This window comes from Sphingomonas sp. AP28 (genome assembly GCF_056680455.1).
In genome coordinates this window covers 103,538-124,143 of the sequence record NZ_CM155283.1, presented here as the reverse complement: position 1 = coordinate 124,143, position 20,606 = coordinate 103,538, and the positions used below count along the sequence as shown (strand labels likewise).

Sequence of the window (20,606 nt, the reverse complement as noted above, 5' to 3'; positions counted from 1 at the left end):
TAGACGCCGCCGCGCATCGCGCACCACAGTTGCTTGCCTCGATCAATCATCGAGCGCCTTTCTGAGGTGCCGGAGCGCGACCGCGACGTGTTTTTCCACCGCGCTACGGGATATGCCCAGTTCGGCGGCGATCTCCGAATGCGAGGCGCCATCGATGCGGTGCCGTCGGAAAACACGCATCGCGCCTTCGGGCGGCCCCGACAGAGCAGCGACGAGCCGGTCGAGCCGCTCACGCCCCATGGCCGCGTCGAAAGCGGAGGGCGCATCGTCGATCGCCTCCGCGGCCATGACCGACGTCGTCACCTCGACATAGCCCGCGTCGCGTCGGCGGCGCCGCTCGCCGGCCCGTACCCGGTCAAGCACGATGTTCATGCCGACGCGGTGCAGATAGGCGAGCGGGTTCGCGATCGGGCCCGTCATGGGCTCGGCGATGTGCAGCCATATTTCCTGCACCACGTCTTCGGCCTCCGCGACGCTTCCCGTTCGTCCGGTGAAGAACCGGACGAGTTGCGGGCGGTTCGCCGTGAGCACCGCGGACAAGCCGGCGGGCGGGATCGGATCGGCGTCGGCTACAACATGGCTCTGCGGTTCAGGCGCCGAGCCTGGCATTCACCTTGGCGAGCAATCGTTGCACGTCATCCCAGCGCCCGGCATTGGCAATCTCGTGGCATACTGCCCTCGTCCGAACAGGAAGTCGCCTTCGAAATATTTGAAAACGATATCACGCCGCCCGCCGGTCGAACGGTCCGGCGGATCATTGCGTTGCCGGACGGCGCGCGGCTGCGTGGAGAGCCGGCGGATATCGCGGTGTCGACGGCGTGCGCAAGGGCTGGCTGATGCACCGCGCCCATCGCAGTATCCGACCCGAACCGCACCTGATCCTGGCAAGACGCTGACGGCCGATCGCCAGCGTTTCAGGCCAGCAGGAGCAGAAGCGGCAACACTGCTCCCGCCACGAGAACGATCACCGACGTCCGGCGCATCGTCCGATTGGTGAGCGCGATGACGATGCCGAGGATCGCCGACGCCAGCAGCCCGATCGACATCAGCACGACGAAGATCTTCAGGGGCAGCGGCGAGATGCGTGCGAACGGTCGATCCTCCCCGCGCTTTGCGGGGCCGGACGGCGATCCCGACGACATCTCGGTGGAAGGTCCCGACGCCGCCCCGGCGCGCGGTGCCGACGGCGTTAAAGTGCGAGGCCCGCCGCGTTTCTCGCGCGGCAGCGACTGGTCCTTGTGCACGCTGGCCATCCAGACGATCCAGCCGGGCGGCGTGCCGCCATAGCCCTTCGCCTCCTGCAGGCGGAATGTCTGGAGCGCACCGCTCAGCGCGAACAATAAGATCGCGGGCGCGAAGAACATGCCCAAATAGAAATGATACTGGCGGATACGGCGCATCGTCTGGGCTTTCATCGCGGACTCCGGTGGCTGGCCTCGGCATAGGGCATGACGTTCATACCGCAGTGCCGACGAGATGCCCGATCCCGGCGGTCGCCGCCATCGCTGCCGCACCCCAGAGCAGCACGCGGACCGCAGGGCGGAACGGGCGGGCGCCCCCTGCCCTCGCGCCTACCACGCCGAGGATCGCAAGACAGACCAGCGTCGCGCCGATCACCACGACCAGCCGGTGCGGCGCCGGGGCGAGGGCCGCGACCGCGAGCGGCACGACCGCGCCGGTGACGAAGCTGATCGCCGAGGCGAACGCCGCCTGGACCGGGCGCGCCATGACGATTTCGGAGATGCCGAGCTCATCACGCGCGTGGGCGCCGATCGCGTCATGCGCCATCAACTGCTCCGCGACCTGATGCGCGAGCGTCGGATCAAGCCCGCGCCCTACATAGATCTGCGCCAGTTCGTCATGCTCGTGCGCCCAGTCGCTGGCGAGTTCGGCATGTTCGCGCGCAAGGTCGGCGGCTTCGCTATCCGCCTGCGAACTGACCGAGACATATTCGCCCGCCGCCATCGACATCGCGCCCGCAACCATCGCTGCCGACCCCGCGACAATCACCGCGCCGGTGGTCGCACCCGACGCGGCGACGCCCGCGATCAGGCTTGCGGTCGAGACGATCCCGTCGTTCGCGCCGAGCACCGCCGCGCGCAACCAGCCGGTCCGCGAGACGAGATGGCGTTCGCTATGGACGCTCATGGCAACTTCCTAATGGTTTCCTCTAGCGTCGCGACGGTAACGCCCAACTTGCGGACGATGAGATGGTTCTGCGCCACCTGCCCATCGGACGACAGCCTCAGCCACTGATCGACGCGCATGCCGCCCTTCATCGAAAAGCCGAGGTGCAGCCGATTGCCCTCGACCTCCCCAGTTACCGGGCCGGAGGCGTCGGTCAGCGTGCCCTTATAACGGCCGTTGCCGAGCGGCCGGATCCGCCACTGCCGATCGCGTGCGGGCTTACCCTGCTGTTCGATGTGCTGGTCGAGCAGCAGGATCCCGTCGGCGTCGACACGACCGATGCTGATCACGTGCGTCGTGATCGGCGCGTGCAGCACGATCTTGAGCGTGCCGACGCCATCGAGGCGGCCTGCGAAGAAACGCTCTGCGACGAAGCGCGGCGCGGCACCGGAGGTGTTGGCTACGGGTGGAGCGCCCGCACAGGCCGAGACGAGCACGGCGAACGCTATCGCGACGGCTGGCCTCGAGGTCAAGAACGGCATCATCGCAGGGGCTTTCGGCAGGAGCGCGGTGTGGTCGAACGGCACGATTGCAACGTCCGATACTATGCTCAGTGCCAATATCTAAGCTATCGACGACCCTTGCGCCACCACCCGTTCCCTAAACTCAAGTTCATGGGACCGATCTACGCGCTGAAAGCTGATAATGAGTATCATTTATTCCTCCGGCTTCTTTGAAAGGACGACTAAATCGTCGATTGTCCCCGTTTGCCGACGTCAAATCGTCGTTAACTGATGTTTTTTGTCAGCGTGGACTGAGGTCGTGACGTGAGGGCGGCGTCCCATCTGCATCTGGGAGGATGCATATGCACGACGCCGCGCTGATCGCGCTGATCCATGACCGTTACGCCGCCGTACACGGGGCCATCCCTGCGAGCGATTATCCGACCTACCTGACTGTCGGTGCGCCTGATTTGCCGCAAGCGACCCTCGGCTATCGGCTTGCCGAAGCCGGCACCCTGTTTCTTGAGGGGTATCTCGACCGCCCAATCGAGGTGCTGTTGACCGAACGGTTCGGGCGACCGGTACCCCGCGCGCGGGTCGTCGAGCTCGGCGACCATGCCTCGCAGCGTCCCGGCGCGACGATAACTCTGTGGCACGAGGCGGCAGCGGCACTCGCCGGTCAGGCGGATGTCGCGGTCGCCGTACTGACCCGGCCGTTGCGGTCGATGTTCGCGCGCCTGGGTCTCGAGTTGATCGAACTCGCCCCCGCACGGATCGACGCGCTCGGCGCGGCAGGCGAGACCTGGGGGCGTTATTACCAGACCGATCCGGTCGTGTGTGCGGGCGACATCGCCGCGTGTCGCGCGCGGCTCGACCGGAGTGTGCGCGCATGACGCGGTTACTCGACGCGATCCTCGGCCATGCCGAACGCCGTCCCGATGCGATCGCGATAGACGGCGCCGCGCCGATGACCTGGGCCACGCTTGCACGCGTGCTTGCGCTGTTGGTCGAGAACTTGGCGGGGCGGTTCGCCCATGGCCGCCCGGTCGCGATCCAGCTCGATCACGGTATTGACGAATGCATCCTCGATCTCGCTCTCCTCGAAGCGGGCATAGCAACGATCCCGCTTCCGCCGTTCTTCACGCGCGCCCAGACCGATCACGCGCTCGACGCAGCGGGCGCGGAGATGCTGCTTTCGGGGCCGGTAATGCTGTCACTTGGCGCGCAGCCCTCGCTGCATGTTAGGGAGGATTGTCGGAGCAGGTCCGCTCGCATCCTGCCCCAGGGTACGGCCCGCATCACCTTCACCTCGGGGTCGACCGGCGATCCGAAGGGCATCTGCCTGTCGCGCGACCATCTCTTCGGCGTCGCGCAGGCGGTGGTCGATACGCTCGGCGTGCATCATGCGGGGCGGCATTTGCCGATATTGCCGCAGGGCATCCTGTTAGAGACCGTCGCTGGCCTGCATGCGACGATGCTGGCAGGCGGGACCTATGTCGCGCTGCCGCAGTCTGCGGTCGGCATGGCCGATCCGTTCCGCCCGGACGTCATGGCGATCCTCGGCACGATCGATCGTGAGGCAATCACGTCGCTGATACTTGTGCCGGAATATCTCGGCGGCCTCGTCGCGGTGATGCGTGCGACCGGTATCCGGCTGCCACGACTGACACTCGTGGCGGTCGGCGGTGCGCGGGTTGATCCCCTGCTGCTCGACGCCGCGGCGGACCTCGGATTGCCCGTACGTCAGGGCTATGGCCTCACCGAATGCGCCTCGGTCGTTTCACTCGACGACGGCGATCCGTCATCGCGCGGCAGCGTCGGCAGGAGCATCGGTGCCAATATCCTGCACCTGGCCGACGACGGCGAAATCCTGATCGACGGGCCGCTTTTCCTCGGCACCGTCGGCGCACCGCGCGCTCCCGGCCTGCTCGCGACCGGCGATCTGGGACGGATCGACGATGCCGGCCGGCTTTGGATCGAGGGGCGCAAGTCGGCGCTCATCGTTACCAGCCACGGTCGCAACATCGCCCCCGAATGGGTCGAGGGGATACTGACGCGCCAACCCGCCATCTTCCAGGCGATGGTGCGCGGCGACGGGCGCGCGACGATCGACGCGCTGCTCGTCCCGTCATCACCGACCGCGGACGTCGAGGCCGCAGTTGCCGCCGCCAACGAAGCGCTCCCTGCCTACGCGCACATCGCGGACTGGCAGGTCGTCCCGCCATTCACCCCCGCGACGGGACTTCTCACCGGCAACGGCCGCCTCCGCCGCGCCGCGATCGACACCGCCTATCCCGCCCAGGAGATTCCCATGGATCACGCGCCATCAGAGCTGCCCTTCTTTAACCGCCTCGTTGCCGACACCCGAGAGGCACAAGCGCGGTTTGCGATGACCCCGCAACTCGTCGCCGGGATGACCGGACGGATCACGCGCGCGGATTACATCGCGTATCTGACGCAAGCGTTCCATCACGTCCGCCACACCGTGCCGCTCATGCAGGAAGCACGGGCTCGGCTTTCGCACCGACCTGTCCTGGTCGCCGCACTCGACGAGTATATCGAGGAAGAGACCGGTCACGAATTCTGGATCCTGGAAGACATCGAAGCGGCTGGGGGCGACAGCATGGCAGCGAGCAAAGCCCCCTCTCCTGCCACGCGCGCCATGGTAGAACATGCGTACGAGACGATCCGCACGGGCAACCCCGCCGCGTTCTTTGGCATGGTCTATGTCCTGGAGGGCACCAGCATCGCGATGGCGAGCCACGGCGCCGGCGCGGTGCAGGCGTCGCTCGGGCTGCCCGACGACGCGTTTCATTACCTGACCTCGCATGGTGCGCTCGACCAGGACCACATGGTGTTTTTCGAAAAGCTGATGAACCGGATCGACGATCCCGAAGACCAGCGCGCGATCATCGACATGGCCAACGCCATGTTCCGACTGTTCGGCGCGCTGTTCGCCGGGATCGAGCTGGAGGCGACGCGTGTCCCGGCTTGAAGGCCGCCATATCGTGCTGACCGGTGCGGCCGGCGGGCTCGGCGGCCTGCTCGCGGCCCGACTACGCACGCGCGGTGCACACGTCACGGGGATCGATCGCGTCGCGTCGAGAGACTGCGACGATCATCTCGTCGCCGATCTCGCCGATCCTAAGGCGCTGGCCGACCTCGCCCGCACGCTCGCCGAGCGCAATGTGGACATTCTCGCCAACGTCGCGGGGCTCCAGTATTTCGGACCGTTCGAACAGCAAGGCGTAAGCCGGATCGCGCTCGGCTATGCGGTCAACCTCGTAGCACCCGCGGTCCTGGCAGGCGCAGTCGTGCCGCAGATGATCGCGCGCGGCGATGGCCAGATCGTCAACATCGGCTCGGTGATGGGCGCGGTCCCCTACCCCTATTTCACCGCCTATTCGAGCGCGAAGGCAGGGCTGAAGGGTCTGAGCCAGGCATTGCGCCGCGAACTCGGTGGGCGCGGGATCGCGGTCACGCACGTCGCGCCCCGCGCGGTCAGGACCGGCTTTAACACCGCGACGATCGAGCGTTTCATGACGCTGACCAAGATGACCGCGGACGATCCCGCCACCGTCGCCGACCGCATCTTCCGCGCGATCGAGCGGCGCGAGCGCGACGTGTCGATCGGGCTGCCCGAGCGCGTCTTCACGCAGCTCAACGCGATGCTGCCGGGCGTCGTCGATCGCGGTCTCGCGGGACAGGTGCTGACCGCGCGCGGCCTATTTCAGGACAATCCTTCAGGAGCCCTATCATGACCGTCCGTTACGCTCTCGCTTTCGCAGCGCTCACCTTTGCGGGTGCCGCCAACGCTAGCAACAACCCGGCGATGGACGCCGCGGTGCGCCGTATCAACGATCAGTGGGCGCATATCCGCTATCAGGTTGCCGACCGGAACGAGCAATATCGCCAGCTCGATGCGCTCGCCGGCCAAGCCGCGCAGGTGTCCGCACGCTATCCTGGCCGGGCAGAGCCCCTGTTGTGGCAGGGGATCGTCGTCAGCGAAGAGGCTGCGCGCGCCAGCGTCCTCAAACAACTCGGTCTCGCCCGATCGGCGCGCGACATCCTCGAAAAGGCGCAAGGGATCGATCCGAACATCGCCGATGGCGGCGTCAAGATGAGCCTCGGCGTCCTCTATTACCGCGTCCCCGGCTTCCCGATCGGCTTCGGCAGCACGGCGAAAGCGCGCGCGCTGCTCGAGGCGGCGCTGAAGCAGGACCCGAACGGTCTCGACAATAACTTCTTCTATGCCGACTTCCTCAACGACGAGGGGCATCCCGCCCAGGCCAAGCAATATGTCCTGCGCGGGTTGCAAGCGCCGGCGAACACGGTCCGCCCAGTCTGGGACGCAGGACGTCGTGCGGAAATGCGGGCGCTGCTCGGCAAGATCAACGCAAAGCTCAAGGCGGCGTGAACCCGCTCGCCGCTACCCTCGCGCGGCAGCTTGAGAACCCTAGCGGCGTGGGCGGTCGGCTGGTCGGGCATGCGATGCGCGTCGCCAACCGTCGGCCGACGCGCCTCGCGATCGCGGCGCTCGATGTCCGACGCGGCGATAGCGTTCTCGATTTCGGCTGTGGTACCGGCGACGCAATCCCCGCGCTGACGACGGCAGCGGGAGCAGGACGAGTTTATGGCCTCGATCATTCGCAGGACATGATCGACACCGCCCGCCGGCGTAACCCCGGCGCGGTTTTCTACCATGCGCCGTTCACCGACATCCCGATGCCCGATGAGTGCGTCGACCGCATCCTAGCATCCAACGTCGCCTATTTCTGGCACGACGATCGCCCGGTCCTTGCCGAACTGATGCGCGTGCTGCGTCCCGGCGGACGGCTCGCAGTCTATGCGACAACCGCAGAATCTTTGCGCCGCACCGGGATCGGACGCAGCAGCACGCACCGGCTGCTCACCGTCGCGGACTTGATGAGCATGCTCGGACCGACCGCCGAGATCACCACGGTTAAGGCGGGGTTTGGCGTGGCGGGCATGATCGGAACTTTCGATAAATCACCGCAAAAAGGGACCCTGGCGGAATGAAGGTCAAGATTATCGCATTGCTGGTACTCGTGCCGGTGGCGTGGGCAGCCCCCGCCACCGCCGGTCCAAAAGGCTGGGCAGATGGCAGCGATATCGGCCGTGACCTGCTCGTCGGTGCCGCCCTCGGCGTGCCCGCTGTTCAGGGTGACTGGCGCGGCGATCTGGACGCGGGTGCCAGCATGCTCGTCGCTGGCGGCACGACATTCGCGTTAAAGGAACTGATCCATGAGCGCCGCCCGGATCGTAGCGACGATAAAAGCTTTCCCTCCGGCCACACCTCGGTGTCGTTCGCCGCGGCGGCATCGCTCGAGAAACGCTACGGCTGGGAAGCGGGATTGCCCGCGTTGCTGGTTGCCTCGTTTGTTGGCGTCGCACGGGTCCGGGCCGACAAGCATTATGTCCACGACGTCCTTGCCGGCGCGGTGATCGGCAGCGCCAGCGGTTTCCTGCTGACCTCGCGCCACGACGACCGCGTCCGCCTGACGCCGTGGGAGGGCTCTGGCGGCGGCGGGATCGACGTCGCCATGCGGTTCTGAGTCATGCGCTTTTGACGCGGTAGGTCAGGTTGCACGATTGCGCACCGGATCGCCCATCGGCGTGATGCCTCCCCACGGGACTGCACCACTCCAACGCTCGCCCTCTCCTTAGTTGATCGGCGCGCTCGGCGTTCCGGCGGGGGCAAGCGTGAGACCGTTGTTGAGGTCAGCACCCGTATTGGGATCGGTGGGCGTCGACTGGATCATTGCACGCATCTGCCACTGATACTTGTCGATCGCGTGCTGTACTTCCTGCAGCAGGTTGCCTGTGGTCGGATCGGTATCGTTGGTCGCCTTGATGCCCTGCCCCAGCTCGTCGCTGGTAACGCGGTAATATTGCGCAAACCACTGGATCACTTTGCCGTCGTCGACGAAACCGCCCGGGAATTCGGGGATTCGGCTGGTCCGGATGATCGTGTTGGCGCGTCCGTCGGACGAGACGCCCACGCTCTGCAAGCGCTCGGCGACTTCGTCAGCGTATTTGGCAACGCCTTCGTAATGCTCCTGAAGCAGTTCGTGGAGCGGGTAGAACAACGTACCCGAGACGTTCCAGTGCGCCTGCTTGGTCTGCAGCTGGAGCTGCTGCAATTCGGTCAGCGCCTGCTGCAGCGCCTGGATCGAGTTGCGCAGATCGCCGGCTTGCGGTCCCGAATGGACCCGGTCGGTGACGCTGTTGAGTGGGAACGGGCCGGTCTGCGACTGGGTCTGTGCCAGCGCGGGGGAGGCGAGCAGAAGCGAAGCCGTAGCCAAGAGAATATACCGCATAGATCGTCCTTTCGAGCGAGGAACGGCGGCGGATGCAGGACGAATTCCCCATCTCGTTACGCGTCGTTTCGTCGAGGATTGAACGTGCGATCGGCACCCTGGTTGTCTAAATTCGGGTTCAGTCTTGATGTACGCGTCCGACCAGCGAGACTGCGCTGCCGCCCTCGGCGAACTGCAACGTGAAGCCATGCAGGTCGGCGATCGCCTTGACCAGGCTGAGCCCGAGCCCGGCGCCCTCGCAATCCTGCCGGCCGCGGTAGAAACGTTGCGTGACCAGCGAGCGCTCGGCGATCGGTACGCCCGGCCCGTCGTCGGCCACGGTGACGACCACGCGCTCGCCCTCCTGCCGCAACGACAGCCGGACGCGACCGTGCGGGGGTCCGAACTTCATCGCGTTGTCGATCAGGTTCGAAACCGCTTCCATGAGCAGGCTCGCATCGCCTTCGACCGAGGCAGTCGTGGCGATCTCGCAGGTCAGGTCGATCCCGCGATCCTCCGCGGTCGGGCGGTGAAGCTCGCACGCGTCCTCCGCCAGCCGCGCGAGGTCGACCGCGGCGAAACGGCTGCGCCGCGCATGATCCTCGAGCTCGCGGATCCGCAGTAGCGCTGCGACGATCCCGAGCAGAGTGTCGACCTCCGCTAGCGCGGCATCGGCGACCGCCTCGAACTGCGTACGGGTATGCGCCTCGCGCAGCCCACGCTCGACACGCGCGCGCAGGCGGGTAAGCGGTGTGCGCAACTGGTGCGCGATGTCGTCGCCGACGCCGCGGACCTCGGTCACGAGCAGCTGAAGCCGGTCGAGCATCGCGTTGATATGCGCGCAGAGCAGCCCGAAACTATCGGGATCGGGGCCTACCGGCAGGCGCTCTGCCAGATCGCCCGCGACGATCCGGGCAGTGAGTGTGCGGACGGCGTCCACCTGTCGCGCCGCGCGTCGCCCGGCCGCCAGGCCAAACCCGATCGCCAGCAAGATCGCGGGGATCAGCGCGATCGCGAGCGACCGCTCGACCACCCGCAACGCCTCCTCCGCATCGTCGAGATCAACACCGGTAAGCAGCCGCGATCCGTCGGGCATCGCGCACACGACCAGTCGCGCGGTATCGCGGGTCTTGCCCGGCAGTTCGATCGTGTCGACGTCGGCGATCACCGATGCTCGCGTGATCTCGGGGACCGGCAGACGTGCGATGTTGCCTTCGATCAGTCTGCCATCGGCGGCAAACAGCGCGAGGAAGCGATCACGGTGGATATCGCGCGTCAGCTTCGCCCGGACGGCCGACTGCCGCATCGGCGCCGCCAGTGAAGCCAGATCGCGACAATCGCTCGCAAACCCGCGCTCGGTCATCCGTCGGTGACTGCCGTTCGCCAGCACCCAAAACAGCCCCGCGACGACCAGCGACTGGACGATCAGCAAAGCCGCGATCGCCCCGCCCCACCGCCATGTCGCGCGTGCGCGGGGGTTAGAGCGGGACATCGAACACATAGCCTTGCCCGCGGACGTTGCGGATCAGTTGCGGTTCGCCCTCGCCGTCGACCTTGCGGCGAAGGCGGCCCATATGGACGTCAACGACGTTGCTGTTGGGCTCGAAGGTATAGCCCCATACGTCGCGCAACAGCATCGACCGCGTGACGATCCGGTCGGGCCGGCGGACCAGGTAATCAAGTAGCTTCAGCTCGCGTGGCAACAGGTCCAGCGCCCGCCCCGACCGGGTTGCGGTTCCCGCCAGCAGGTCGAGATCGAGCGGGCCGACGATCAGCCGCGTGTCGCGTGTCTCGTTGGGCCGTCGCAGCAACGCCTCGACCCGCGCGATCAGTTCGACCAGCGCGAACGGCTTGGGGAGATAGTCGTCGCCCCCCGCGCGCAATCCCCGCACCCGGTCGTCGAGACTGCCGAGCGCGCTGAGCACCAGCGCTGGCGTCCGCCGGCCCTCGGCCCGCAACCGCGCGATCAGGTCGAGCCCTTCCCCGTCGGGCAGTTGCCGATCGACGATCAGCAGGTCGACGCCGTCCCCCTGCGCCGCGAGGAAACCATCCGCCAGCAAGGCGTGGTGCGTCACCGCATAGCCGTTCGCCGCCAACTCGAGCGTGATCTCGTGCGCCGTGCCGGCATCGTCCTCGATGAGCAGGATATGCGTCATGCGACCAGTTCGCAGGCCGGGAGACGCGCCGTCAATTGAATTGCAGTTCAGACTCTGAACGCGGATTTAATCGACGCACCGCCGACCCCTCAGCTACCGATTTTTCCAAGGGTATGTCCTTGGAGAATCACGTAATGCGGATTGTTGCCTTGGCCCTTATGGCTGGCGCCGTCATGCCGACCGCCGCGTATGCGCAAGCCCCGACTGGCACGGCGATCTCACTCGACCGGCTGGCGCAGGACGTCGTCGCCAACAATCCCGAGCGGCAATTCTATCAACGCCAGATCGAGACGGCGGGCGTCGAGCGATCGGCGGCGGGGCGCTGGGCCGATCCCGAAACCGTCGTCGAATTCGGCCAGCGCCGCGCCGACGATCGCACGACCGGGATGCCGCTCGGCGACGGGCTGACCTATGCCGTCTCGGTGGTCCAGCCAATCGAGTTCGGCGGCCGCATCGCGCTGCGCCGGGCCATTGCTGAGCGGCAGGTCGATCTCGCCAAGATGGGTCTCCAGCAGTTCGACGCCACGCTGGCGGCCCACGCGCGGACGCTCGGCTATGCCTTGTTCGCCGCCGACGAGAAGGCGGGCGTCGCGCGCGAGGTTGCGAACCGGATGCGGGCGCTGGCGCGCGTGATCGTCTCGCGTGATCCAGCCGGCCCCGCCCCGCGCCTCGAAGCCGCGTCTCTGCAAGCGGGCGCGATCAGTGCGGAGCGGACCGCGGCGATGGCCGATGCCGAGGCGAATTCGGCGCTGTACGAACTCAACCAATTGCGCGGCGCGCCGTTCGCCGCGCGGCTGCGAATCGTCCGCCCCGACATGTCGCTCCCCGATCTTCCGTCGGGTACGACGCTGGCCGCCAACGCGACCGCGAACAATTTCGAGCTGAAGGCGCTGCGGGCACAATTCGAGCAGCAGGGCCTGCGCGTCGATCTTGCGCGGAAGGCGCGCATCCCGACCGTCGGCATCGGCCCCTATTACGACCGCGCGCGCTCCGACATCCGCGAGACCAACTACGGCGTGCGTCTGTCGACGACGATCCCGCTGTGGAACCGGCAGGCGGGCGAAGTTGCGGTCGAGCAGGGACGCCAGGCGCAGGCCAACGCGACGCTGGTCAACGCCGAACGCCGCATCGCGCGCGACGTGTTCGACCAGGCCGCGCAATATGAGGCGAAGCGATCCGCGCTCGGCAAATGGGATGGCAATACGCCGCGCAGCTTTGCCGATGCCGCCGAGGAGGCCAATCGCAACTTCCAGCTCGGCGCGATCCCGCTCGCGATCTACATGCAGATGCAGCAATCCTATATCGAGGCGACCAACGCGGTGCTCGATACGCGGCGCGAGGCGCTCGAGGTGTTGCTCCAGTTGCGCGCGCTCAACGGCGGCAACGCGCTCGCCCGATGATCGCCAGCTTGCTCGATTTCGTCACTCGGCGCCGGCTGGCGATCGCGGTGGTGACCGCGCTGATCGCCGCGGTCGGCCTGTGGTCGTTCGCCAACCTCCAGATCGACGCGATCCCCGACATCACCGGGGTGCAGGTGCAGGTCAACACGATGGTCCCCGCGCTCGCACCCGAGGAGATCGAGCGGCTGGCGACTCTGCCGATCGAGCGCGCGATGGCGGGTCAGCCGGGGCTCGAGGAGACGCGGTCGCTGACCAAGACCGGGCTCAGCCAAGTCACGTTGCTGTACAAGGACGGCACCGACCAGATGCGCGCACGCCAGCTCGTCACCGAGCGGCTGAACGCGGTCCGCGACCAGTTGCCGCCGGGCGCCTCGCCACAGCTCGCGCCCATCACCACCGGGCTCGGCGAGATCTATTACTACACGCTCGAATGGAAGCACGCGCCCGCGAGCATGGACACGAAGCGCCAGTTGATGGAGCTGTACGAGGCGCAGGAATACACGGTTCGGCCGATGCTGCGCGCGGTCACCGGCGTCGCCGACGTCAACACCAATGGCGGCCTCGAACAGCAATTCGTCGTCGAACCCGATCCGCGCCGCCTCACGATGCACGGCGTGACCGCGGCCGAACTCGCGCAGGCGGTCGGCAAGAACGTCGAGAATGCGGGCGGCGGTATTATCGCGCGCGGCGCCGAGCGTTTCACCGTCCTCACCAACGGTCGTGTGACGAGCGCGACCGATATCGGCGCGATCCCGGTGAAGTTCGCGGGCGGAATCCTGCCGCTCCAGGTCCGCGATCTCGCCGACGTCGTGATCGGCGCCGCCCCGCGACAAGGCGCCGCGACGCAGAACGGCCGCGAAACCGTCCTCGGCACCGTGATGATGCTGGTCGGGCAGAACAGCCGCGAAGTTGCGTTGCGGGTGCAGGACGCGCTGCCCGATATCCAGTCGGCGCTGCCTAAGGGCATGGTCGTCCACCAGCAATATAGCCGGGCCGACCTGGTCGACCGGACGATCTCGACGGTCGAGCATAATCTGGGCGAAGGCGCGCTGCTGGTCGCGCTCGTGCTGTTGCTGGTGATGGGCAATTGGCGCGCCGCGTTGATCGTGACGATCGTCATCCCGCTCGCCTTCCTCGTCACCGTCTCGGGGATGCACGCGATCGGCGTGTCGGGAAACCTGATGAGTCTCGGCGCGCTCGACTTCGGGCTGATCGTCGACGGCGCGATCGTGGTGGTAGAGAACAGCCTGAGGCTGCTCGCCGAACGTCGCCGCGCCAAGGGCGAGGATCTAACGCCTGACGAACGCCGCGACACGGTGGCGGACGCCGCGCGGATGGTCGCGCGCCCGACGATGTTCGGGATCGCGATCATCGCGCTGGTCTATGTCCCCGTGCTCAGCCTTGGCGGGGTCGAGGGCAAGCTGTTCCAGCCGATGGCACAGGCGGTGATGCTGGCGATCTTCGCCGGCCTTGTCTGGACGTTCACGGTTGTCCCCGCGCTGTCCGCCTGGCTGCTGCGCGCGCCCGCCAGCGAGAAGGATGACAGCCGTCACAAGGGCCTGATCGGGCTCGCCGAGCGCGGCTATTCACCGACGCTAGAGCGCGCGCTCGCCCATCCCAAGCTGCTGGTGATCGGCGCGCTGGTCATGCTTGCCGTCACGTTCGGCGTATTCAAGACGCTGGGGTCGCAGTTCACGCCACAGCTCGACGAGGGCTCGATCACCGCGATGGTCTACCGCCCGGTCGGCATGTCGCTCGACCGCAGCCTCAGACTCGAGCAGGAGACCGAGCGACAGATCCGCCGGCAGTTCCCGCAAGTCACCCACACCTTTTCGCGGATCGGCACCAGCGAGGTCGCGACCGATCCGATGCCGCCCAACGAGAACGACCTCTACATCTTCTACGCGCCCGAAAAGGACTGGCCGACCGGCGACGGCAAGCCGAAGACCAAGGACGAACTCGTCGCGGGGATCGAGAAGGTCGGGCGACAGGTCTACAAGGGCCAGAGCTTCGAATTCGCGCAGCCGATCGAGATGCGCTTCAACGAGATGCTCGAAGGCGTGCGCGCCGACGTGTCGGTGAAGATCTTCGGCGAGGATTACGACGTGCTCGAACGCGCCGCGAAACAGGCCAAGGCGATCCTCGACAAGCAACCCGGCACCGAGCATGTCGAGTTCGAAACCGCCGGTCGTCCCAAGAGCGTCGTCGTCGAACTCGATCACGCGGCGATGTTGCGGCTTGGGCTGGGCACGGCCGAGGTGAACACCGCGATCACCGATGCGATCGCCGGCGCCGAAGTCGGCTTCATCCCCGAGGGCGAGGCACGCCACATGATCGTCGTCCGCATGCCCGAAAGCCTGCGCGCTGATCCCGCCGCGATCCTCGCGCTGCCGTTGCGCGTCGGCGAGTACGGGATGGTGCCGCTGTCGCGCGTCGCCCGACTGCGGGTGACGCCGAAGGTCGAGCCGATCCTCCACGACGGCGGCAAGCGTCGCGCCGCGCTGATGGTCACGCTTAACACCAGCGACCTCGCCGGCTATGTCGCCAAATCGCGCGCCGCGGTCGATGGCCAGGTCAAGCTCCCGCCGGGCTACCGGATCGAGTTCGGCGGGCAGTTCCACCAGCTAGAGGCCGCACAGAAGCGCCTGTCGATCGTCGTCCCCGCCGCGCTCGTACTTATCTTCCTGCTGGTCTACGCCGCGCTTGGCAGCGTGAAAGAGGCGGCGATCGTCTATACCGGCATCCCGTTCGCGGTGACCGGCGGCGTGCTGGCGCTGTGGCTGCGCGGCATGCCGTTCTCGATTACCGCGGCGATCGGCTTCATCGCGCTGTCGGGGATCGCGATGCTCAACGGGCTGGTGCTGGTCGACCACATCAATTCGCTCCGCGACGGCCGTGACGGCGACCCGCACACCGTCGACGACGCCGTCCGCGAAGGCGCCCGCGATCGCCTGCGCCCGGTGTTGTCCACCGCGTTGGTGGCGTCGATCGGCTTCGTTCCGATGGCGATTGCGAGCGGCGCGGGCGCGGAGGTACAACGGCCATTGGCGACCGTTGTGATCGGCGGGATCGTCACCTCGACGCTGCTTACGCTGCTGCTGCTCCCGAGCCTGTATCGTTGGCTGGTCCGGGAGCGTGCGTCCGACATGCAGGCCGATCACGTAGACCCGTCCTCCTGATCATCGATGCAGACGGACGTGATCCCCAGCACTACTGCACCGCTTTCGGTGACTTGGCCGCAGACGTCTTATCTGGCGGACTTCGGCGAAAAAGCGCGCCCGGCGCCCGCGCTCGCCGCGTGGATCCGCGTGCACTTGACCTATTGGTGGCGGCACCGGCGGCGATTGTCGATTGACCGACCGCAACGCTTCACCGAGTTCGTACAGCGACGCAAATTGGTCGACCGCGATCCCCGCATACCGCATATGATCGACAAGGTAGCCGTAAAGCCATTCGTCGCTGCCATGCTTGGCACCGATTGGGTAACCCCCACCCTCTGGTCGGGCGAGATACTGCCTGACCAGATCCCCTTTCCCGGCCCGTTCGTCGTTAAATCGCGTCACGGCTGCAACCAGTACCGCATCGTTCGCGATGCGTCGGACGACTGGAACGTCGTCCGTTCAGCGGCAGCGGCATGGATGCAACGGTCCTACGGCCTCTGGCTTGACGAATGGGGCTATCGTGACGTGCCGCGCGGCATACTGATCGAACCCTTTGTCGGCGAGGGACCGGCGCTGCCGGTCGATTACAAGCTTTACGTGTTCCACGGCCGGGTCGAAGCGATCCAGGTTCACGTCGATCGTGAGACATGCCACCGATGGGTAATCTTCGATCGGGATTGGCGCGGAATGTCGACCGATGCCGATCGCCTCAATACTCAGCCGCCGATCAGTTTGCCGCTCATGATTGAGGGGGCAGAAGCTTTGGGATGCGAGTTCGCATTCGTCCGTGTCGACTTCTACGACACAGGCGTCATACCGCGATTTGGGGAAATGACATTTTATCCCGGCTCAGGCCTGGATCCGTTCGACCCGCCTCGATTGGACGAGTTGCTTGGTGATCATTGGCGTCAGATTTCCGGAACGGACAGAACCATGACTTAACGCTCGAGCGTATCTTTGCTTGTGCCAACCTCTAACCCTCATCGAGCTTCCAATCGAGGTTTTGTTTGCTCGATGACTGGGGGCGTTACATTAATTCGCCCGCGACACCCTCCGGCCCGCTGACAGAGGCAACGATCGTTCCGGCGCGTTGTCGGCCGGAAGGTCGAGGCAATTTTGTCATGCGCACGCCCTGCGTTTTGATCTCGCTGGTACGCGAAGTATTCGGCCAGTGCATGACGCCGCCGCTAACTGCTTGTTTGGTAAAGAAGATTAACGATTCTCGTGGGGCTTTCCGGCGGCCGTGCGTTTGACCCACTCGATCACGAGAGGGTTAGCCATGGATCAGAAGAGTGCGCCGTTGGCCGATGCGCTGGCGGCAATCGAGAAGAGGCCGGTCGTCGGCTTCGGAGCGCCGGGCCACAACCAAGGCTCGGCTATTCCCGGCGGCATGAAAGCGCTGCTCGGCAAGCGGGTCTTCGAAGCTGACGTGCTCACGCCGAAGGGTCTCGACGATCGGACCGAAGGAAAACTCGCGCTTCAACGGGCGCACGAGATCGCGGCGGAGGCCTGGAATGCCGACTTCTGCCGGTTCGTGACCGGCGGATCCACGCAGAGCCTTCACACCGTGATGGCGTCCGTCGCCGGGCCGGGTGACACCATCCTGATCGCTGCAAACGCCCACAAAGCCGAGCGAACCTATGCGCTCGCGACAGGGCTCAATGCCGTTGTCGTCCCCGTACAGATCGACGAGGCTTGGGACATCGAACATGGCGTCGAGCCGCAGGCGCTTGGCGCCGCGCTGGCGGCGCATCCGACTGCCAAGGCATTCATCGTCGTCAGCCCGACCTACTACGGCGTCACGAGTAATATAGCGGCGCTCGCCACCGTCTGTCACGATCACGGCATTCCGCTGATCGTCGACGCCGCCTGGGGTGGTGCGTTCGCATTCTGTGAAGGACTGCCGGACGATCCGCTGACCAAGGGGGCGGATGCCGCCGTCTACAGCGCCCATAAGACGATGGGGGCCCTCGCGCAGGGGTCGGTGATCGTCGCCAAGGGCGACCTGATCGATCGCCAGCGACTGTGGATGGCCTATGAGCTGTTCGAGACCACCAGCCCGTCGGTACCGATCCTTGTTACGCTCGACGCGACGCGGCGCGATCACGCACTGAACGGCGAGCAGCTGTGGACCGACGTCATCGCCTTGGCGAAGAACGTTCGCGGGAAAATTGCCGGTATCGCGGGTTTGCGCGTGTTCGGCGACGACCATCTGCCGCCGAATGCCGATCTGGACATAACGAAGGTGCTGATTGACGTCTCAGCGCTGGGCGTATCGGGGTATGTCATCGACGATTGGCTCTACAAGCATCACCGGATCAGCATGGGACTCTCCGACACCCGCCATATTCTGGCCGTCCTATCCCTGGGCACAACTAGGTCCGATCTCCGCAAGCTCGTCCGTGGCTTGCAGGATCTCGTAAAGCAGCTCGATGCCGATCCCTCCATCCTGCCAACAATCTCTCCTGTGCCCGGGATCGGCACCCTGTCCATCGACATGGCGATGCCCGGGCCTGCGGCACTCTACGGCCCAGCCGAAATGGTGGCCTACGAGGCGGCTGCTGGCCGAGTCGCAGCCGAAATGATCGCGCCCGCGCCACCTGGCGTCCCTCGGCTGGTGCCGGGCCAGCGCATCACTGCTGCGCACGTCGCATGGCTTGTCGCAAACCGTGATGCCGGGGCTTTGGTGATGGATCCGGTCGACCCGACCGAAGCGACCGTGAGGGTGGTGCAGAGCTGAAGCAACCGAAGCGACCCGCCAAATCTTACAGCAGCTGCAATTAGGTGGATACACAATGCAGACCGATACCGACGAACACTGGATGCAAATGGCGATAGACGTCGCGCGCTCCAAAGGGTCCGATCCCTCAACCTCGCCGCTTGGATGCGTCATCGTGCTAGACGGGAAGGTGATTGCCGCCGAACGCAATCAGACCAAGGAATTGCCTGACGCAACCGCTCATGCCGAGATGATGGCAATCCGTCGGGCTTGTGAGCAAACCGGAGAACTGGAACTGCGTGGGGCAACGTTATACTCGAGGCTCCAGCCGTGCGGCATGTGCACGATGGCATCGATCTGGTCGAAAGCCGGCCGCGTTGTCTACGGTGCTGGTCGCAGCGATGTGCATCCGATGTATTTCGAGGCAAAGCACGTCGACACCCTCGCATTCATTGGGGACGCCTATCGGGACGATATCGAGATCGAGGGCGGCTGCCTGCGCGAAGCCTGCGCTGAACTGTATTACGGTCCCGATGCTGACTTAAACGAAGAGGAACAGGCCAACCTGTAAGCACACAGCGAGTCGGCGTCGACTGTTTGCGGCTATCAGCGCTAACGTAAAACAAGGCCTCGTCGAAGCAGCTTCGACGACCCACAAGACGATATTCAGCCATCGTAAGGGGCTCCCCACCTCCAGTCATCCGTTCATGTCCGCTCGACGCCTAGACAAACGGTCGTGAGATGACAAAAATGGGAAGAACGCTGTCGCATCGCGGCCCGCATCAGCGTGACGCCGAAGGAAAAAGGGACCGGATCGATGGGCGTCAGGCTCTCCGCTTGCCGCGTGGCATCCCCAAGCAATCGAGATAGACGCGCGAACCGGCATGTCCGTAAGTATATGCCGTCACGCGTGCGGTCAGTTCACACCGAAGGAACGAGAGCAACATGGCCCATCGACCGACCTTCTTTCTGTCGTCCACCATCTACGACTTTCACGATCTGCGCAGCGCGATCAAATTCAGCCTCGAAGAGCGGGGGTGCCGCGTGCTCGCGTCCGAGTTCAACGACTTTGGAGGCAATCTCGACGAGCACAGCTACGAAGCATGCCTCGCCAATATTGAGCAGGCTGACTATTTCGTGTTGCTGATCGGTGCCCGGGTCGGTGGCTGGTACGACCCGAATGCACGGGTCAGCATCACCCAGCAGGAATATCGCACCGCGTACGCACTCCATCTCCAACGCAAGCTGCGCATGGTCACATTCGTGCGTTCCGAGGTTTGGCAGTTCAAGGAAGACCGCAAGGAGCTCGCGCGATTCTTAGCCGACATGACGCTGGCCGATAGCGAAAAGCAGGCGTTAGCGCAGGCGCCGAGCAAATTCGCCAACGACGCTAATTTTGTCAGCGGCTTCATCTCCGAGGTCGGCCGCAACCTTGAAACGGGCCGCGCCGTAAGCAAAGGAACGCCGAAGCCGACGGGCAACTGGATCCATCAGTTCCGCGATTTCCGTGACATCCACGACGTTCTCGCGCCGCTGGCCTTCACCGGCCTTACTTCCGAGGAAGCCGCCTACCGCAAGGCGCTGCAGCACGAGCTGCTGATTGTGATGAGCACCCTGCTCGCAAAATATGAAGGCAAGGTGCTCGATTTGAGAGGAGGCCTGAAACGCGGCCTAGAGGAACACCCGATCACGGTAGAAATCAGGGACGCGGCCTGGATCACGGTCGATCTCAAATCCTGGAACTCCTTCGCAACCATTTTCTACCAAGTGATGGGGGTGACCTTCGAGCCGGTCGTTATCAACGACGCGCTCACCTCTACGATCTTTCTCGACTATGACCGCGAGAAGGGAGCTTATGTGCAAAGTCCGGCCTATGATGCGCTTTCGCGGCTGTGGGACGAGATGCGCCGATTTCGGGATCTCACCACGATCGAGAATTTCGCCTTCTTGAACGAAACCTCGCCGCGCTCACTCGGGCGTAAGACTGGCAAGATCGACCTTCCCGCCGACAAGGTAGGTATGCTCTACGGAATCGCTCATCGCTCGATCAACATCGTCAGTCTTGCCCAAGCATTGATCCTGCACCTCGAAGGTCAACCCTTTGCGATGCCGGAAGTGATGCCGATCTCACCTATTGCAGGATTTGAAGACGCCTATCAGGCCGAGCGCGTGACGGTCAGCGAGCTGCGCGCAGCCATGGGTATCTGAGGTAAGACCCGA

The 20,606-nt window shown here is 65.2% G+C and carries 19 protein-coding genes; 12 read left to right on the top strand and 7 right to left on the bottom strand.

The window, feature by feature from the left end; all coding sequences use genetic code 11:
- Positions 1-42: 42 nt before the first annotated feature.
- The 4 genes from AC1MH0_RS00595 to AC1MH0_RS00580 all read right to left on the bottom strand — a co-directional run bounded on the left by AC1MH0_RS00595 (position 43) and on the right by AC1MH0_RS00580 (position 2,672).
- Positions 43-609, bottom strand: coding sequence for an RNA polymerase sigma factor (locus tag AC1MH0_RS00595; RefSeq protein ID WP_480964223.1), 567 nt, complete (start codon positions 607-609; stop codon positions 43-45).
- A gap of 305 nt (positions 610-914) precedes the next feature.
- Positions 915-1,415, bottom strand: a complete 501-nt coding sequence (locus AC1MH0_RS00590; RefSeq protein WP_480964222.1) for a hypothetical protein — start codon at positions 1,413-1,415, stop codon at positions 915-917.
- 40 nt (positions 1,416-1,455) lie between these two features.
- Positions 1,456-2,148, bottom strand: coding sequence for a VIT1/CCC1 transporter family protein (locus tag AC1MH0_RS00585; protein ID WP_480964221.1), 693 nt, complete (start codon positions 2,146-2,148; stop codon positions 1,456-1,458).
- Positions 2,145-2,672: a DUF3833 family protein gene (locus tag AC1MH0_RS00580; protein WP_480964220.1), complete on the bottom strand. Its 528-nt coding sequence runs from the start codon at positions 2,670-2,672 to the stop codon at positions 2,145-2,147. The genes AC1MH0_RS00585 and AC1MH0_RS00580 overlap by 4 nt, the downstream gene beginning before the upstream one ends.
- A 320-nt stretch (positions 2,673-2,992) precedes the next feature.
- On the opposite strand from AC1MH0_RS00580, the gene AC1MH0_RS00575 reads away from it, so the two are divergent.
- From AC1MH0_RS00575 to AC1MH0_RS00550, 6 genes are read left to right on the top strand one after another with little or no spacing between them, the layout of a single operon-like run.
- Positions 2,993-3,523, top strand: a complete 531-nt coding sequence (locus AC1MH0_RS00575; RefSeq protein WP_480964219.1) for a thermostable hemolysin — start codon at positions 2,993-2,995, stop codon at positions 3,521-3,523.
- A complete protein-coding gene (locus AC1MH0_RS00570) occupies positions 3,520-5,625 on the top strand; it encodes an AMP-binding protein (RefSeq protein ID WP_480964218.1) in 2,106 nt (701 codons plus the stop codon). The genes AC1MH0_RS00575 and AC1MH0_RS00570 overlap by 4 nt, the downstream gene beginning before the upstream one ends.
- Positions 5,612-6,391 carry an SDR family NAD(P)-dependent oxidoreductase gene (locus tag AC1MH0_RS00565; RefSeq protein WP_333927622.1) on the top strand — a complete coding sequence of 260 codons (780 nt, stop codon included), beginning with the start codon at positions 5,612-5,614 and terminating at the stop codon, positions 6,389-6,391. Before AC1MH0_RS00570 ends, AC1MH0_RS00565 begins: the two co-directional genes overlap by 14 nt.
- Positions 6,388-7,047, top strand: a complete 660-nt coding sequence (locus AC1MH0_RS00560) for a tetratricopeptide repeat protein (protein ID WP_480964217.1) — start codon at positions 6,388-6,390, stop codon at positions 7,045-7,047. Before AC1MH0_RS00565 ends, AC1MH0_RS00560 begins: the two co-directional genes overlap by 4 nt.
- Entirely contained in the window at positions 7,044-7,670 is a 627-nt protein-coding gene (locus tag AC1MH0_RS00555) for a class I SAM-dependent methyltransferase (RefSeq protein WP_480964216.1), read from the top strand. The genes AC1MH0_RS00560 and AC1MH0_RS00555 overlap by 4 nt, the downstream gene beginning before the upstream one ends.
- On the top strand, positions 7,667-8,206 hold the full coding sequence (locus AC1MH0_RS00550) for a phosphatase PAP2 family protein (RefSeq protein ID WP_480964215.1): 540 nt from the start codon (positions 7,667-7,669) through the stop codon (positions 8,204-8,206). Before AC1MH0_RS00555 ends, AC1MH0_RS00550 begins: the two co-directional genes overlap by 4 nt.
- 108 nt (positions 8,207-8,314) lie before the next feature.
- Here AC1MH0_RS00550 and AC1MH0_RS00545 read toward each other — a convergent pair whose 3' ends face one another.
- The 3 genes from AC1MH0_RS00545 to AC1MH0_RS00535 all read right to left on the bottom strand — a co-directional run bounded on the left by AC1MH0_RS00545 (position 8,315) and on the right by AC1MH0_RS00535 (position 11,106).
- Positions 8,315-8,971 carry a Dps family protein gene (locus tag AC1MH0_RS00545; protein ID WP_480964214.1) on the bottom strand — a complete coding sequence of 219 codons (657 nt, stop codon included), beginning with the start codon at positions 8,969-8,971 and terminating at the stop codon, positions 8,315-8,317.
- A 118-nt stretch (positions 8,972-9,089) separates the two neighbouring features.
- On the bottom strand, positions 9,090-10,442 hold the full coding sequence (locus AC1MH0_RS00540; protein ID WP_480964213.1) for a sensor histidine kinase: 1,353 nt from the start codon (positions 10,440-10,442) through the stop codon (positions 9,090-9,092).
- A complete protein-coding gene (locus AC1MH0_RS00535; protein WP_480964212.1) occupies positions 10,429-11,106 on the bottom strand; it encodes a response regulator transcription factor in 678 nt (225 codons plus the stop codon). The genes AC1MH0_RS00540 and AC1MH0_RS00535 overlap by 14 nt, the downstream gene beginning before the upstream one ends.
- Before the next feature lie 158 nt (positions 11,107-11,264).
- Between AC1MH0_RS00535 and AC1MH0_RS00530 the strand changes: the two genes are divergently transcribed.
- The 6 genes from AC1MH0_RS00530 to AC1MH0_RS00505 all read left to right on the top strand — a co-directional run bounded on the left by AC1MH0_RS00530 (position 11,265) and on the right by AC1MH0_RS00505 (position 20,594).
- Positions 11,265-12,506, top strand: a complete 1,242-nt coding sequence (locus AC1MH0_RS00530) for a TolC family protein (RefSeq protein WP_480964211.1) — start codon at positions 11,265-11,267, stop codon at positions 12,504-12,506.
- The gene (locus tag AC1MH0_RS00525) at positions 12,503-15,685 is read left to right on the top strand and encodes an efflux RND transporter permease subunit (protein ID WP_480964210.1); all 3,183 of its coding nucleotides are present in this window, start codon (positions 12,503-12,505) and stop codon (positions 15,683-15,685) included. Before AC1MH0_RS00530 ends, AC1MH0_RS00525 begins: the two co-directional genes overlap by 4 nt.
- A 6-nt stretch (positions 15,686-15,691) precedes the next feature.
- Positions 15,692-16,609 carry an ATP-grasp fold amidoligase family protein gene (locus tag AC1MH0_RS00520; RefSeq protein WP_480964209.1) on the top strand — a complete coding sequence of 306 codons (918 nt, stop codon included), beginning with the start codon at positions 15,692-15,694 and terminating at the stop codon, positions 16,607-16,609.
- 337 nt (positions 16,610-16,946) lie between these two features.
- Complete coding sequence (locus AC1MH0_RS00515; RefSeq protein ID WP_480964208.1) at positions 16,947-18,407, top strand: aminotransferase class I/II-fold pyridoxal phosphate-dependent enzyme; 1,461 nt, start codon at positions 16,947-16,949, stop codon at positions 18,405-18,407.
- Positions 18,408-18,462: 55 nt separating this feature from the next.
- Positions 18,463-18,957, top strand: a complete 495-nt coding sequence (locus AC1MH0_RS00510; protein ID WP_480964207.1) for a nucleoside deaminase — start codon at positions 18,463-18,465, stop codon at positions 18,955-18,957.
- A 374-nt stretch (positions 18,958-19,331) separates the two neighbouring features.
- Positions 19,332-20,594: a DUF4062 domain-containing protein gene (locus AC1MH0_RS00505; protein ID WP_480964206.1), complete on the top strand. Its 1,263-nt coding sequence runs from the start codon at positions 19,332-19,334 to the stop codon at positions 20,592-20,594.
- Positions 20,595-20,606 lie beyond the last annotated feature (12 nt).

Bases quoted from the DNA above. Each gene is read 5' to 3' on its own strand.
- AC1MH0_RS00595 (WP_480964223.1), bottom strand. From the start codon at position 609: ATGCCAGGCTCGGCGCCTGAACCGCAGAGCCATGTTGTAGCCGACGCC.
- AC1MH0_RS00590 (WP_480964222.1), bottom strand. From the start codon at position 1,415: ATGAAAGCCCAGACGATGCGCCGTATCCGCCAGTATCATTTCTATTTG.
- AC1MH0_RS00585 (WP_480964221.1), bottom strand. From the start codon at position 2,148: ATGAGCGTCCATAGCGAACGCCATCTCGTCTCGCGGACCGGCTGGTTG.
- AC1MH0_RS00580 (WP_480964220.1), bottom strand. From the start codon at position 2,672: ATGATGCCGTTCTTGACCTCGAGGCCAGCCGTCGCGATAGCGTTCGCC.
- AC1MH0_RS00575 (WP_480964219.1), top strand. From the start codon at position 2,993: ATGCACGACGCCGCGCTGATCGCGCTGATCCATGACCGTTACGCCGCC.
- AC1MH0_RS00570 (WP_480964218.1), top strand. From the start codon at position 3,520: ATGACGCGGTTACTCGACGCGATCCTCGGCCATGCCGAACGCCGTCCC.
- AC1MH0_RS00560 (WP_480964217.1), top strand. From the start codon at position 6,388: ATGACCGTCCGTTACGCTCTCGCTTTCGCAGCGCTCACCTTTGCGGGT.
- AC1MH0_RS00550 (WP_480964215.1), top strand. From the start codon at position 7,667: ATGAAGGTCAAGATTATCGCATTGCTGGTACTCGTGCCGGTGGCGTGG.
- AC1MH0_RS00545 (WP_480964214.1), bottom strand. From the start codon at position 8,971: ATGCGGTATATTCTCTTGGCTACGGCTTCGCTTCTGCTCGCCTCCCCC.
- AC1MH0_RS00540 (WP_480964213.1), bottom strand. From the start codon at position 10,442: ATGTCCCGCTCTAACCCCCGCGCACGCGCGACATGGCGGTGGGGCGGG.
- AC1MH0_RS00535 (WP_480964212.1), bottom strand. From the start codon at position 11,106: ATGACGCATATCCTGCTCATCGAGGACGATGCCGGCACGGCGCACGAG.
- AC1MH0_RS00530 (WP_480964211.1), top strand. From the start codon at position 11,265: ATGGCTGGCGCCGTCATGCCGACCGCCGCGTATGCGCAAGCCCCGACT.
- AC1MH0_RS00525 (WP_480964210.1), top strand. From the start codon at position 12,503: ATGATCGCCAGCTTGCTCGATTTCGTCACTCGGCGCCGGCTGGCGATC.
- AC1MH0_RS00520 (WP_480964209.1), top strand. From the start codon at position 15,692: ATGCAGACGGACGTGATCCCCAGCACTACTGCACCGCTTTCGGTGACT.
- AC1MH0_RS00515 (WP_480964208.1), top strand. From the start codon at position 16,947: ATGGATCAGAAGAGTGCGCCGTTGGCCGATGCGCTGGCGGCAATCGAG.
- AC1MH0_RS00510 (WP_480964207.1), top strand. From the start codon at position 18,463: ATGCAGACCGATACCGACGAACACTGGATGCAAATGGCGATAGACGTC.
- AC1MH0_RS00505 (WP_480964206.1), top strand. From the start codon at position 19,332: ATGGCCCATCGACCGACCTTCTTTCTGTCGTCCACCATCTACGACTTT.